The organism is Enterococcus sp. C46, assembly GCF_040887565.1.
GTDB lineage: Bacteria > Bacillota > Bacilli > Lactobacillales > Enterococcaceae > Enterococcus_B > Enterococcus_B lactis.
The window spans coordinates 485,803-500,011 of sequence record NZ_JBFOGA010000001.1 but is presented as its reverse complement, the minus strand read 5'-3'; the positions used below and the strand labels follow the sequence as shown (position 1 = coordinate 500,011).

The following is a 14,209-nucleotide window of genomic DNA, read 5'->3' as shown; positions in this document are numbered from 1 at the left end:
AAAAACCCCTGAAAAAAGATTAATCTTTTTTCAGGGGTTCATTTTTTATCAACAAGTCCATCAAATTGGGATGGCAGGGTTCGAACCTACAATTGCTTGATTCAGAGTCAAGTGCCTTACCAGTTTGGCTACATCCCATTTATTCAACAAAATAATCATAGCACTTTTCTAAAAAAACGCAAGTTATTTTTCTTGATCAGATAGTTGTTGTTTTACTCGTAAAAGGCGGCGCACCAGTTTCTTTTCCAATCCAGCAGGAAGGGCAATCCGCTCTGCTACTGACAAGACGGAGTCAAGCAAGTGATATTCTTTGACAGGTTCATTCATGATATGGTAAATGTTTGCTAAACGTTCGATATATTCAAAATGGGTGTACTCCGTTCGAGCGATCAGAAATTTTAATAAATCGATTGCTTTTCCATACTCTTGGTCTCCATAATAGACAAGAGCTTGACGATACAGTTTGATTTCTAGTTCATTGAGGGTAGCAGGTCTGCACCGTTCGTTCCACTCATTAATAGAAACTTTACCTTGAACATTTCCTTTGCGGTCACGGACAAAAATAATCGGAATTTCATTTGGATCCATTTTTTTATGAGTGAATTTTTCCATTATCTGTGCTCCCTTCAAAGGTTCGGTATCTAGAGTATAAGGGATTTTTACTTTAATTACTAGCTTTTCTCCAAAGTTAGCATTTGTCCACCCATTGCAGTGAAAATGGCCGAAAAATCATTAATCGGTACTGCTCGATTTTTTACGCCATAGGGGTCGTTGACGTAAATATTTTCTTTGTCGTATCCAGTGACTACACAAGCATGAACAAGTGGAGTGACTCTTACTTCTCCGTTGTTTGTTGTCCAAGTCATAAAATCAGTTTCATCAGGGACTTCAAAATTGATAGTCACGGAAGTCCATACAGGATTTCCTTTAGATAGAGCTTTTTTGATATCATCTAGTTGAGCGTCTGTTTTTGGAAAAGTATGATAATCCGTTTGGACGATTTGTTGAGCAAGAGAGGCAACAGGAGGGACATAGACGCCCATAGCCCAGTCTCCGCCACTGATATCTCCAACAAATCCTTCATTAGGATCGCCGTGAGTCCCGTCTGCATTGAAAACAAGGACGTAATCCAATTGTTCAGCTAACTGGTTTTTAGTCGTTTCATAACCATAAAAAGATAAAAGCATGGAAAGCGAAGTGACCTCGCAGCCATTTTCTAGAGAAGGAGAGTCAAACTGGCTCTCTAATGGAACATCTAGCAAAACTTCTGCTTTCTCTTTTGTCTTTTTCGTTTTTTGTGTTGAACTTTTTTGTGTAGTATTCATTGTATGTTCTGGAGAATGGATATGTAGGTAATAACTTGTACCGCTTAATAAAAGAGTAGCTGTACCTCCTAGAAACAATAGTTTTTTAAATGTTTTTTTCTTCATTGGAAATCTCCCTTTTCAGCTGTTTATCTTTCCTATTATAAGTGTATTTTTATTGGGAAGGGAAGTATTTTATTTAAATATGTAAGAAATAATCAGTTTTTGAGGAATATTATTTATTATTCTAGAACAAATTCTTCTAGATACAACAGCTGTTTTAATTGTGAAAACGAAAACAGTACGCTATAATGCCTGTAAGGTTGATTTTTGACTGTAAACAAAAAATCAAATAATTAAATCTCCAAAAAATAGCAGTTGTAATATGGAGAAAAGTTCCAGCAGTTTAGGAGGATTTTGATGACGGAAGAAATGATTAATTTAGGAGAACAATATGCATGCAAACCAATTGGCTTTACAAAAACGGTCATTGGTGAAGTTGTATCAAAAATGACAAACTGTGCCGTGGTCAAAGTTGCCCAATGTGCTGCAGAGGATCAAGAGTTATTAGATGAAAAAGCAAGCATGGTTGTTGCAAAATATGATACATTTGAATAAAGAAAATAATTGGACGTGCGGCGTGCTGCAAGTCCAATTTCTTTGAGAAGGTAAATCAGTATTCTTTTCCTGTTTTCAGGAGAAGAAAAAGCGAGGCGAGTTGTCATGGTAACATTTTTTACGGTTCTATTGTTTTTATTCGTTGTTGTTATGTTCTTATTTCTTTGGCTGGTTCGAAAAGAAATTATTTATCGGACTGTTCGGAATCGATGGGTTTACTTGGTCATACCATTCTTAGTAGTACTAGTCGTTTGGTACACACTCATCAGTCAGCCTACAGCAGATGAATTGGCAAAAGGGATTTTGTCAGCGATGATTTTTATTAGTTTTTTGTTGGACAGTCGAGGAATTACAGAAGAAGGGCTTGTCTTGAATAGCTTTGATAAAAAAGGTGTTCCTTTTTCTGAAATCAATAAAATCGTGTTGTACCAACCAAAAGGTTCTAAAATTGTAAAAATGAATTTTTTCCGAAACGGATGGCGGGGACCAATGCTGAAATTTTCTGCATCATTAGAAGAATTAGTTCCATTTTTGTCCCAACGCTTGAACGATGAGGCGGAGATTGATATTATGATCGATCCAGAATAAAAAACAGAGGTTACGACAAGATGTTTGTCACAACCTCTGTTTTTTTCAAGTAAAATTATCCGAATACACGGAAGCGATCTGCATCGTTCATATATTCTTTTTCCCCAGCTGGTGTTTCTGGTGAACCGAATACTAATTGTGAACGTAGTTTCCAGTTTGAAGGGATATTCCATTCTTTTGCAACTGCTTCGTCAATAACTGGGTTGTAATGTTGCAAGTTTGCGCCCAATCCTTTATCAACTAATGCTACCCAAGTGTTCGCTGTTGCGATTCCGTTTGATTGTTCTGACCAATCTGGGAAGTTGTCTGCATATAATTCAAATTGTTCTTGTAGACCTTTTACCACGTCAGTATCTTTGAAGAATAATACTGTACCATAACCATTTTTGAAACCAGCTAATTTGTTTTGTGTATTTGGAAAAGCTTCTGCTGGAGTCAATGGGCGAAGTGCTTCTTCAGTGATTTCCCAAAGTTTTTCATGTGCATCTCCGAAAAGAATAACTGCGCGTGTTGATTGAGCATTGAAAGCAGTTGGGCTTTCTTTAATTGCTTCTTTGATCAAAGCTGTCAATTCTTCATTAGAAAGTGAAACGTTACGTCCTAGATGATAGATTGAACGGCGGTTTTTTAAAGTGTCAGTAAAAGTTGTCATATTAAAATTTCTCCTTTGATTTGCGTTTTGCATTTTTTTAATTGATTACGAAATGAAGTATATCATCTTACAAAAAGTAAGTAAATAGATATGCTCACAAAAAATAAGCGAAGTTCAAAAAACAATTTTGATAAGGGAAATCGTTAGAAAAGGATTTCCTTGGTTATCGCTTTCATTATTGTGTTTGAGGAATTTTTGCTTATTTGAAAAAAACGTCTGATATATAATTATTAAATCTCTATCTTCTTTTTTTTATGATATTGCCATTAAAAATTACTTGTTTTTATAGAAAATTAGTTTATATTTCTTAAATAAGTTTTTTAGTTAAATTTTTCGGTAAAGATGTATAATATTTTCTGAAAATTTAAAGAATTGGGGTATAGATTATGGAAAAACAGCAAGACAAGGGCTTCTTCGGGCAGCCGAAGGGATTGTCAACTTTGTTCTTCACTGAGATGTGGGAACGATTTAGTTATTATGGTATGCGTGCATTACTTATCTATTATATGTACGATACAGTTGCCAACGGGGGACTTGGATTACCACGAGCAACAGCATTAGCTATCATGTCGATATACGGATCTCTGATCTACATGTCTAGTATCGTCGGCGGATGGGTATCTGACCGAGTGTTAGGAGCAAAACGCACTGTATTCTTTGGTGGAGTCTTCATTATGCTTGGACACATCGTCTTGGCTTTACCATTTGGTGTAAGTACATTATTTGTTTCAATGGCATTGATCATTATTGGAACCGCCTTTTTGAAACCGAACGTTTCTGGCATGGTCGGACATCTTTATTCAAAGACTGATTTGCGAAGAGATGCAGGATTTTCGATTTTTTACATGGGTGTCAACTTAGGGGCGTTATTAGCACCACTAATCGTTGGGACAATCGGTCAAGAATATAACTACCATTTAGGGTTCTCTTTAGCTGCTATTGGGATGTTCTTTGGATTATTACAATACATCATCCAAGGGCGCAAGACATTAGACGGAGTGGGTACAACACCACCGAATCCTTTGACAACTGAAGAACGTAAAGGATTCATCCGTAACTTGATCATCGCACTTGTTGTTATCGTTGCAGTATTCGGTGGCGCACAATTAACTGGTCATTTGACAATCGACTTTTTTGTCAATACAATCAGTGTATTAGGGATTATCTTACCGTTGTATTACTTTATCAAAATGTTGACTTCAAAAGATGTAACTGCTGAAGAAAAACCAAGAGTATGGGCGTATATCCCATTATTCCTTGCAGCAATCATTTTCTGGTCATTACAAGAACAAGGTTCATCTATCTTAGCTTTATTTGCTAGTGAACGTACGCAATCTACACTATTTGGTGTGACGATCCAAGCAAGCTGGTATCAATCATTGAATCCGATTTTCATCTTTATTTTGACGCCGGTATTCGTAACAATGTGGACAAAACTTGGCAAACGCCAACCATCTACAGTAGTGAAATTCTCTCTTGGTCTTTTGTTTGCAGGATTATCATACTTACTATTGATGTTGCCAGGTATGCTTTACGGAACAAGTGGAAAAGTAAGTCCATTGTGGTTGTTAGGAAGTTTCTTCATCGTGGTTATTGCTGAATTGTGTCTTTCACCAGTTGGTTTGTCTGTGACAACGAAATTAGCACCACGAGCATTTGAATCACAAACAATCGCTATTTGGTTCTTAGCTGATGCTTCTTCACAAGCAATCAATGCACAAATTGCACGCTTCTACACACCAGGAACAGAATCTGCCTACTTCGGTATTATCGGTGCAGTAGCAATCGTCGGTGGTATCTTGCTATTTACTGTGAAAGAACCAATCAAAAAACTAATGGGATCTATCCATTAATCAACTCATGAAAAGACAGGAATTGCTTATTTGTAGCGATTCCTGTCTTTTTGCGTATACTCAAAAAAGATAGAAATATCAGAACCATAAAAGTATATAATTTGAAGAATATAGAACAAATGTTCAGTATTTTTTGATATAATAAAGAAGCACCGTATCATGTGTTGAAGGAGGAAAAGCATGTCTTTACAATTTATTCTTGGAAACGGGAAAAAAGATCACCGTCAAGTCTTGATTGACGAAGCATCAGCTTGGCTCGACCAAGATGCAAGCAACCAAGTATTTTTCCTTGTTCCCAATTACAGCAAATTCGAACAGGAACAAGAAATTTTAGCGGAGATGCGAAGAAGAAGCGGGAAAAAAGCTTTCAGCACAACAAATGTTCAAGTATTCAGTTTTTACCGTCTGGCTTGGTATTTGCTGCAACAGACAACCCTTCTTACAGGAAATGAATTATCAGAATCCGGATCTGCGATGATCTTGCGACAGATTTTAGAAAAACATGAGGAAGAATTAACGATCTTTCGCGGAGAAATCAATAAAAGAGGATTTATTCGCCAATTGCAAGAACTCTATAGTGAGTTGCGCACAGGGAATATTCAACCGGAAGACTTGATGCTTTTATTTGGTGATTCACCGAATGCAGAAGACCAGCAACTTAAAATGAAAGACTTGAAGCTGATTTTTTCAGCTTATGACAGCGAATTGACCGAACGTGCACTATCAAATGAAGATGCACTGGCTATACTAGCAAATTATATGCAGACACAAGATTTCACCAACGTCCAATTTATCGTCAGCGGTTTTTCCCGAATCAATGGGCAAGAGTATCAATTACTGCAGGCAATGATGGAAAAGGGGCAATTAGTTGTCGATTTATTGTTGGATCGTCCTTATACAGCGGATCTTCCAGAAGTACTTACGCTCTTTCATGAGACTGGAAAGCTTTATTTCCGTCTTTTTCAAAGTGCGAGAGAACGGAAAGTTCCTATATTAGTAGATCGTTTTGCGCCAGAGCAGAATCGTCCGACAGAGCTTCAGTTGCTGCAAACGATGTGGGAAGAGACTTCCAGCCAAAAGAAAGCAACCGTCCGCAAATTAGGGGAACAAGAGGCTCTCCATTTGTGGGAAGCTGAAAATCCAACTGAGGAAGTCCGACAGCTAGCTGTTGAAATCAGACGGCTAGTCAGTGAAGAAAACTACCGTTATCGTGATATCCAAGTACTGACAAAAAATATGTCCTTATATGGAAATATTCTTCGACCAATCTTTCAAGAAATGGCGATTCCTTTTTATATCGATGAAGAACAAATGATGGAAAATCATCCGCTGATTGAATGGGTCAACAGTCTGTTCGCTCTTGACCGATATTCTTATCGACTAAGTGATATTATGCGTTTTTTCAAGACGGAATTGTTCCTATCGATGGAAACAGAAACCGAACTGGATGAATGGAAACAAGAACGAGATGAATTCAGGAAAAAATTGGACATCACAGAAAATGTTGCACTTGCTTATAATTATCAAGGCACTTACTGGACGCGTGAAAAAGACTGGCAGTTTGTGGCGTATGATTTTGAAGCAGAACAGATTGAAGACGTACAGTATCTGGAAGAACAGTCAAATACGATTAGACGATTATTTCAGAAATCTGTACCTGCATTTTTTAAAAAAATAAAGAAAAGTAAAACAGGTCAAGCGGCCGCAAATGTTTTTTATCAATTTTTGATTCAAAGTGGTGTACAGCAACAATTATTGTTTTGGCGTAATCAGGAAGTAGACAGAGGAAACTTAGAAGCGGCAAGAAACCATGAGCAGACATGGGGAGCGCTGATTGATCTGCTGGATGAATATGTAGTCATTTATGGTGAATCGGCTTTTGACTGGTCTCTGTTCCAAGAAATCATTACGAGTGGTCTCGAAAATCTAAGTTATGGTAAAATCCCTACCGCAATCGACCAAGTGCGAATCAACCGTTTGGAATTAGTTCGACCGAATCAAGCTGCCGTCACTTTTGCATTAGGCTTGAATGATCAAGTGTTTCCAGACCGTAAAGAAACAAAAGGATTGTTGTCCAGTGAAGAACGAGAAGTATTAAATCAAGCTTTGCCAGATGGACAGTTTTTATTCGACCCATCAAAAGAAAGTATCTCTTTTGAGCCTTTCCAAGCCTACCTTGTTTTTCTTTCCGGAACGGATCGATTATATCTTAGCTATGCACAAAGCTATGACACAGATGGTTCACTGAAGATGTCTCCTTATTTGCGCAGAATCACAGAATATTTATCAGTTCCCGTCGAGAGAAAAGAGCATTTGACAATCGAAAGCGATCCTGATTGTTATGTAGGAACTTACAGAAGCGGAATCAATACAGTCAATAGGATTTATCGATTAGCTTTAGATGAAAAGAAACCTGTACCAAAACATTGGCAAAAGCTCAAAGAATTAGTACTGAATTCCTCATGGCGCAATTTTGCTTTACAAATCTTTGAAAGTCAGGAACATTTGAATGTGCCTGTTTCGATGCCAGAAAAAATGGCGGAAGAGCTTTATGGAAAAGAAATTTATACTTCGATTTCACGTATGGAGAATTTTTATAATTGTGAATACAAATACTTCATGCAATTTGGGTTGAAATTGAAAGAACGAACTGTTTATGGTTTGACTCCAGCAGCAACAGGTGATTTTTATCATGAATCATTGGATCGTTTCTTCAAGCTACTGTTTTCAAACCAATTATCCTTAGTGAATATGACCGATGCGCAGCGTAAAGACTTTACTGAAAAAGTGCTGCAAGAAGTGTTCGGAGAACTTCGGTTTGAGATATTGGATAGTTCCGCAAGAATGAACTATATCCGCTATCAGTTAGGACAGACGATCCAAAAAGTAGCATGGGCTTTGCAAAAACAGAGCAAAAATACGGGCATGCATCCTCTTCAGACGGAGATTTTATTTGGTCAGATTGCTGGAGCAAAAGGTATCACAGGTCTGGAATTACCGTTGAGTAATGGTGGAAAACTCCACGTTCGAGGAAAAATCGATCGGATCGATGTAGCTTCTGAACAAGAAGATACTTGGTTAAGCGTTATTGATTACAAATCTAGTGGACGTTCATTCGATGTCACAGAAGCTTATTATGGCATGGCTATGCAATTATTGACGTATCTGGACGTAGCATTGATGGATGCGGTACGTTTGACTGGAAAGGCGGCTGTTAAACCAGCAGGATCATATTATTTACATGTTCATAATCCTGTATTGACGGAGACCGATGATGTAGAGAAGAATACATTGAAAAAATTTAGTTATGATGGCGTTTTTGTCGATGATCCCGCTCTTTTAGAAGTACTAGATCATTCACTGGAAGCAAAAGAACAATCACTGATCTATCCAGTGAAAAAAAATGCGAAAGATGAATACCAAAAAGGTAGTTTCAGCAAAGATAAATTTTTCACGGAAGAAGAACTGCAACTGTTCATGGCGCATAATCGGGAAAATATGCGGTTAGCTGGAGATGCAATCACTTCCGGAGAAATCAAACTGAACCCAGCTTATAAAGATAAACAGCGAATTGCCTGTGAATTTTGTCCATTCAGAAGCATCTGTACGTTTGATGTGATGCTGAAAGAAAATAATTACCACCGTCTGGAGAAAATAGATAAGGAAGAAGCACTGCGCAGAATATTGAAAAGGAGTGAAGAAGAGTGAATCAAATTCCTTTAAAACCGCAAAATGAACGATTTACAGATGATCAGTGGCAGGCGATTTTCGATCAAGGAGATAATTTGTTAGTCTCTGCGTCTGCCGGATCAGGTAAAACTACAGTGCTTGTTCGAAGAGTGATTGAAAAATTAAAAATGGGTTTTGATATCGATGAATTACTGATTGTGACATTTACTGAAGCAGCTGCAAGAGAAATGAAAGAAAGAATTCAAGAGGCATTGCAAGAAGCGGTCAACAGCGAAAGCGACCCTGTACGAAGACAGCATTTTACTAAGCAGTTAGTTTTATTGCCCACAGCGAATATCTCAACCTTACATGCTTTTTGTCTAACAGTTATTCGACGTTATTATTACTTAATTGATATTGATCCGGTCTTTCGCATGTTAACAGATGAAACAGAAACGATCTTGATGAAGGAGGATGTGTGGGACGAGCTGAGAGAAGCACTTTATGCAGAAAATGATGAACGATTTTTCCAATTAACAATGAATTTTTCTAATGATCGTTCAGATGACGGCTTGACGAATCTGGTATTTTCGCTTTATGAGTTTGCCCGTGCCAACCCTGACCCCAAAAAATGGCTAGAACAGTTAAGCGCTAATTATCGTTTGACTGAGGGGCTAGCGAAATCTCGATTATATCAAGAACAAATCCGTCCTTTAGTTTTGGCAGATGTATACCAATGTGTACAATTATATGAACAGATGACTCAGTTAGCACAAGGTGAAGGATTAGAAAAAATGTATGAGCAAGTAGCTGGAGAACAACAGCAGATCAAAAATATCTATGAAGCTTTCTCGCAAGATCGGTTAGAAGATGCTTATGCTAGTTTGGAACAACTGACTTTTTCAACTTTTAAGAGCAGTCGTAAAGCAGAATTGAAAGAAATCTCCAATGAAGTCAAGGGCATGAGGGATAAAGCAAAAAAATTGATTCAGCAGATAAGTAAAAGTTACTTTCCTGTTTCACCAAGCCAAATGGAAGAATTAACGGAAAAAGCACTACCGTTAGTCGAAGAAATGACAAAAGTCACGCAAAGCTTTATGGACGGTTTCAGTATGCGTAAACGGGAAAAAGGCGTATTGGACTTCAATGATCTGGAACATCTAGCGTTGCAGATTCTCACAGAAAAAACGAAAGATGCATGGCTGCCAAGTGAAGCTTCAAAACATTATCGAAAAAAATTCAAAGAAGTAATGGTAGATGAATATCAAGACGTGAACCAATTACAAGAAGCCATTTTATACTGGCTAAGAGAACCTGATGATACAAAAGGAAATATGTTCATGGTTGGGGATGTCAAACAATCCATTTATTCTTTCCGTTTAGCAGATCCTAGTTTATTTATCGGGAAATACGAGAATTTTTCAAAGAAAGAAGGCGGACGTCGGATCGTTTTGGCTGAGAACTTCCGCTCTAGAAAAGAAGTCCTTTCTTTTACGAATCTTATTTTTGAACAACTAATGGATCCAGCAGTTGGTCAAATCAATTATGACGAAGCAGCCAAACTGATACAGGGATTTTCAGACTTTCCAGAGAATGAACAGTTTGAGCCAGAAATCATGATCTATGAAAAAGAACAGGAAGAATCAGAGATCGAGATTCCCACTGACGATATACTGGAGGACAAAACAGAAGGCGAACTTTTTATGACAGGACTGAAGATTCGTCAATTGATTGATTCTTCCTTTATGATTTATGATAAAAAATCAAAGAAAGATCGTCCGATAGAATACAGAGACATTGTTCTCTTGACACCTACAAAAAAGAACAACTTAACAATTTTAGAGATTTTCAAAACATTGGATATTCCTTTGGAGATGAATGATGCTCAAAATTATTTTCAAGCGACAGAAATTCGCACGATGATCTCGTTGCTACAATTGATTGACAATCCCTATCAAGATATTCCGCTTGCAGCTGTATTGCGTTCGCCAGTCGTGGGTTTGATTGAACCAGAATTAGCAAGTATCCGATTAGCCGACCGTGCACATACTTACTATGATGCTGTGCTTGCTTATCAAGCATCAAACGAAGATGAATTAGCGGTTAAGCTGGAACATTTTGGCAAACAACTAGATCATTGGCGAGAACTTGCTCGCCGTTCTTCGATCACTGACTTACTATGGGATATCTATTATGAGACGGGATATCTAGAGTATGTGGTCGGTCTGCCAGCAGGGGCACAGAGACAAGCCAATCTTTATGCATTGGTCGATCGTGCCAAAGCATACGAGCAAAGTTCTTTCAGAGGATTATATCAGTTCGTGCGTTTCATTGAAAAAATGCAAGAAAAAGATAAAGACTTAGCAGAACCAGTCATTTCAATAGAAGATAATGCTGTTCGCGTAATGACGATCCACGCAAGTAAAGGCTTGGAATTTCCAGTTGTATTTTTGTTAGATATGACGAAAGAATTCAACTTACAAGACTTGCGCAATCGGTATGCTTTTGAAGAAAAACTTGGAGCAGGTATTCGCTATATGGATCCTGAAACACGGGTACTGTATGATACGTTACCGTTTCAAGCCATCAAATTGGCAAAGCAAAACAAATTGTTATCGGAAGAAATGCGTAAATTGTATGTAGGATTGACTCGGGCAGAACAAAAGCTTTTCATTGTCGGTTCCTATAAAAATAAAGAGCAAATGATCCAAACGTGGTCTGAAGCAGCTGATCATGAGGAGTTGGTTTTTGATCCTGCGCTACGTTTGAAGGGCAGAAGCAGCTTGATGAATTGGATTGGTTACGGATTGATCCGTCATCCTGAAATGCAGAAATACTTAGAGGAAGAAGTTTCGACTTCTCTCCTTCAATATTCAAATGCACAGTTTTCCATTTCATGGATGAATCAGCAATCAATCATTGAACAAAGACAGTTGCTTGCTGAAAAAGAACTGGTTAACTTAGATCAGCAGGTGAAAGAAAAGGAAACTGTATTAGCAGATTCGTTACAAAAACGTCTAGCCTATGAATATCCTTATCAGGCTTCTTCGCAAACCACAAGTTATCAATCTGTATCTGAGATCAAACGATTATTCGAAGATCCAGATGATACACAAGAATCACGCTTGACTCTGGAAAGTAGTCAGACAAAGGCAGCATCTCGTCAATTCCGTTATACGCAAGAACAACTAGCAGAACCAAAATTTTTACAAAAAGATCGGCAAGTGTCGGCAGCTGCTGTTGGAACAGCTACCCATGCTTTATTGCAATTGCTGCCATTAGAGATGCCAACTACAGAGAGCATCAATCAAAAGTTGCAGGAATTAGTAAAGAAACGTTTAATAGACGAAAAGGTCGCAAAAAAAGTAGATGTTTCTTCTATTATATGGTTCTTTCAAACAGAACTTGGGCAACAGTTGATTGCCAACAAAGAAAACGTAAAACGGGAACAACCTTTTTCCATGCTGCTTTCTGCTGATGAAGTATTTCAAGACTATCCAAATCAGGAAGATGAGCTATTGATCCACGGAATCGTCGATGGATACTTAGAAGAAAAAGATCATCTCCATATCTATGATTTTAAAACAGATTTCATTTTACATCCGGATGATCCAGCAGAAATAGACGCGATCGTCCAAAAATATCAGGGACAGCTAAGACTTTACCAACAAGCAATGACAGAAGCACTGAATAAACCTGTAGAAAATGTTTTCCTAATTTTACTTCGAGTGAAACGAATCATAAACATTAATAAATAATTATAATTGAGCAAACTTGACTTATATTTTGTAAGGATTATGCTATACTCTGGGAAGAGGTGAGTATGATGGAGCTAACACAGACAGAATTCGTTTTGTGTCCTAAATTTGAAAAAACGTTCTCTATTTTAGGAAAAAAATGGAACGGATTGATTATCGATGTACTACTCGAAAATGGTCCGCAACGCTTTGTCGAGCTTGCGGCAAAAATCCCGATGGTTAGTGATCGGGTATTGGTCGAACGCTTGAAGGAATTGGAAAAAGAAGGAATAGTCACTCGAAACATTGCCTGTAGTGAAAAAAGCCGTTCAGAATATCTCTTGACTGAAAAAGGAGCAGACTTGCAAAAAGCAATGCGTCAAATACAAGTTTGGAGCGAAAAATGGGTCACAGAGGAAGAATGCGGTTGATTTTGTAAAAAAAATCTTGTAAACTATAGTCCATACGAATAAGTAAAAGAACGATGACGAAAAAGAGTAGTTTGGCTAAACCAGTTCAGGGAGATCTGTCACAGACTGAAAACAGGTCCTGTGTTTGAAAAATGAAGTTCACTTTCCGAGTTCGTCTGATCATTATCAGACCGGCAACTGTCGTTAACGAAGTAAGAGTGCGATGTAAGTTTATTTATCGCAAATTAGGATGGTAACGCGAAGACCTCGTTCCTTAACAGGAATGAGGTCTTTTTGTTTTGTATTTGGAATTTAAAGGAGGAACAAGCACATGTCTTTACAAGCACAATTAGAGAGCTTGAAAGAAGAAACAATCGTCAAAATCACGGCGGCACAAGATTTAAAAGAATTAAATCAAATACGTGTTGAAACGTTAGGAAAAAAAGGACCGATCACAGAAGTATTGCGTGGGATGAAAGATCTAAGTCCAGAAGAACGTCCAAAAGTCGGAAGTTTCGCAAATGAGATCCGAGACCTTTTGACAGAAGAAATAGAGCGAAAAAAACAAGTGTTAGAAGAAGAAGCGTTAAATGCGGCTTTGGCAAAAGAAACAGTAGACGTGACATTGCCTGGTAGAAAAGTAAAGCATGGTACACGTCATATCGTGACACAAATCATGGAAGAAATTGAAGATATTTTTGTAGGTATGGGGTATCAGATCGTGGAAGGTTACGAAGTAGAGTCTGACCATTACAATTTCGAACGGATGAACCTGCCAAAAGACCATCCGGCAAGGGACATGCAAGATACTTTCTATATTTCAGACGAGATATTGATTCGGACACATACTTCACCAGTCCAAGCACGGACAATGGAAAAGCATGATTTCTCTAAGGGTGCTCTACGAATGATCTCGCCTGGAAAAGTTTTCCGCAGAGATACAGATGATGCGACCCACAGCCATCAGTTCCATCAAATTGAAGGGCTAGTTGTTGATAAAAACATCACGATGGGCGATCTTAAAGGAACATTAGAAGTCGTAATGAAAAAAATGTTTGGGGAAGATCGTGAAATCCGTTTGCGTCCAAGTTATTTCCCATTTACGGAGCCATCAGTAGAAGTAGATGTCAGTTGTTTCAAATGTGGTGGTGCCGGTTGTAACGTATGTAAATACACTGGATGGATCGAGATTTTAGGAGCTGGCATGGTGCACCCGAATGTGTTGAAGATGTCAGGAATCGATCCAGAAGAATATTCAGGCTTTGCTTTCGGCCTTGGACCAGACCGCGTAGCTATGTTGCGGTATGGAGTGAATGATATCCGTAATTTCTATCAAAATGACTTACGTTTCTTAAGTCAGTTCAAGGGGGAGTAAGAA

10 protein-coding genes and 1 tRNA gene are annotated in these 14,209 nt (G+C 38.1%); 7 read left to right on the top strand and 4 right to left on the bottom strand.

Going from position 1 to position 14,209, the window contains the following annotated elements; translation table 11 throughout:
- Window positions 1–65: 65 nt before the first annotated feature.
- The 3 genes from AB3I27_RS02450 to AB3I27_RS02440 form a co-directional block, all read right to left on the bottom strand.
- Window positions 66–138 (bottom strand) — tRNA-Gln (locus AB3I27_RS02450).
- Between the two features lie 45 nt (window positions 139–183).
- Window positions 184–612: a hypothetical protein gene (locus AB3I27_RS02445; RefSeq protein WP_002292939.1), complete on the bottom strand. Its 429-nt coding sequence runs from the start codon at window positions 610–612 to the stop codon at window positions 184–186.
- A gap of 59 nt (window positions 613–671) precedes the next feature.
- Window positions 672–1,430, bottom strand: a complete 759-nt coding sequence (locus AB3I27_RS02440) for a C39 family peptidase (RefSeq protein WP_002292940.1) — start codon at window positions 1,428–1,430, stop codon at window positions 672–674.
- A gap of 294 nt (window positions 1,431–1,724) precedes the next feature.
- Between AB3I27_RS02440 and AB3I27_RS02435 the strand changes: the two genes are divergently transcribed.
- Together AB3I27_RS02435 and AB3I27_RS02430 are read left to right on the top strand one after the other, a co-directional pair.
- Window positions 1,725–1,922, top strand: a complete 198-nt coding sequence (locus tag AB3I27_RS02435) for a hypothetical protein (RefSeq protein WP_002288059.1) — start codon at window positions 1,725–1,727, stop codon at window positions 1,920–1,922.
- A 105-nt stretch (window positions 1,923–2,027) separates the two neighbouring features.
- Window positions 2,028–2,510, top strand: a complete 483-nt coding sequence (locus AB3I27_RS02430; RefSeq protein WP_002292941.1) for a hypothetical protein — start codon at window positions 2,028–2,030, stop codon at window positions 2,508–2,510.
- 55 nt (window positions 2,511–2,565) lie between these two features.
- On the opposite strand, the gene AB3I27_RS02425 is transcribed toward AB3I27_RS02430, so the two are convergent.
- On the bottom strand, window positions 2,566–3,162 hold the full coding sequence (locus AB3I27_RS02425; RefSeq protein ID WP_002309425.1) for a nitroreductase family protein: 597 nt from the start codon (window positions 3,160–3,162) through the stop codon (window positions 2,566–2,568).
- A gap of 386 nt (window positions 3,163–3,548) precedes the next feature.
- Here AB3I27_RS02425 and AB3I27_RS02420 point away from each other — a divergent pair, with 386 nt between their 5' ends.
- From AB3I27_RS02420 to pheS, 5 genes are all read left to right on the top strand, one after another.
- Window positions 3,549–5,015, top strand: coding sequence for a peptide MFS transporter (locus AB3I27_RS02420; RefSeq protein ID WP_002309423.1), 1,467 nt, complete (start codon window positions 3,549–3,551; stop codon window positions 5,013–5,015).
- Between the two features lie 180 nt (window positions 5,016–5,195).
- A complete protein-coding gene (locus AB3I27_RS02415) occupies window positions 5,196–8,723 on the top strand; it encodes a PD-(D/E)XK nuclease family protein (RefSeq protein WP_002309421.1) in 3,528 nt (1,175 codons plus the stop codon).
- Complete coding sequence (gene addA / locus AB3I27_RS02410; RefSeq protein ID WP_002335032.1) at window positions 8,720–12,442, top strand: helicase-exonuclease AddAB subunit AddA; 3,723 nt, start codon at window positions 8,720–8,722, stop codon at window positions 12,440–12,442. Before AB3I27_RS02415 ends, addA begins: the two co-directional genes overlap by 4 nt.
- A gap of 68 nt (window positions 12,443–12,510) precedes the next feature.
- A complete protein-coding gene (locus tag AB3I27_RS02405; protein WP_002292948.1) occupies window positions 12,511–12,852 on the top strand; it encodes a helix-turn-helix domain-containing protein in 342 nt (113 codons plus the stop codon).
- 310 nt (window positions 12,853–13,162) lie between these two features.
- Window positions 13,163–14,206 carry a phenylalanine--tRNA ligase subunit alpha gene (gene pheS, locus AB3I27_RS02400; RefSeq protein ID WP_002292949.1) on the top strand — a complete coding sequence of 348 codons (1,044 nt, stop codon included), beginning with the start codon at window positions 13,163–13,165 and terminating at the stop codon, window positions 14,204–14,206.
- Window positions 14,207–14,209 lie beyond the last annotated feature (3 nt).

Bases quoted from the DNA above. Each gene is read 5' to 3' on its own strand.
- AB3I27_RS02430 (WP_002292941.1), top strand. From the start codon at position 2,028: ATGGTAACATTTTTTACGGTTCTATTGTTTTTATTCGTTGTTGTTATG.
- AB3I27_RS02445 (WP_002292939.1), bottom strand. From the start codon at position 612: ATGGAAAAATTCACTCATAAAAAAATGGATCCAAATGAAATTCCGATT.
- AB3I27_RS02415 (WP_002309421.1), top strand. From the start codon at position 5,196: ATGTCTTTACAATTTATTCTTGGAAACGGGAAAAAAGATCACCGTCAA.
- AB3I27_RS02425 (WP_002309425.1), bottom strand. From the start codon at position 3,162: ATGACAACTTTTACTGACACTTTAAAAAACCGCCGTTCAATCTATCAT.
- AB3I27_RS02405 (WP_002292948.1), top strand. From the start codon at position 12,511: ATGGAGCTAACACAGACAGAATTCGTTTTGTGTCCTAAATTTGAAAAA.
- AB3I27_RS02435 (WP_002288059.1), top strand. From the start codon at position 1,725: ATGACGGAAGAAATGATTAATTTAGGAGAACAATATGCATGCAAACCA.
- pheS (WP_002292949.1), top strand. From the start codon at position 13,163: ATGTCTTTACAAGCACAATTAGAGAGCTTGAAAGAAGAAACAATCGTC.
- AB3I27_RS02420 (WP_002309423.1), top strand. From the start codon at position 3,549: ATGGAAAAACAGCAAGACAAGGGCTTCTTCGGGCAGCCGAAGGGATTG.
- AB3I27_RS02440 (WP_002292940.1), bottom strand. From the start codon at position 1,430: ATGAAGAAAAAAACATTTAAAAAACTATTGTTTCTAGGAGGTACAGCT.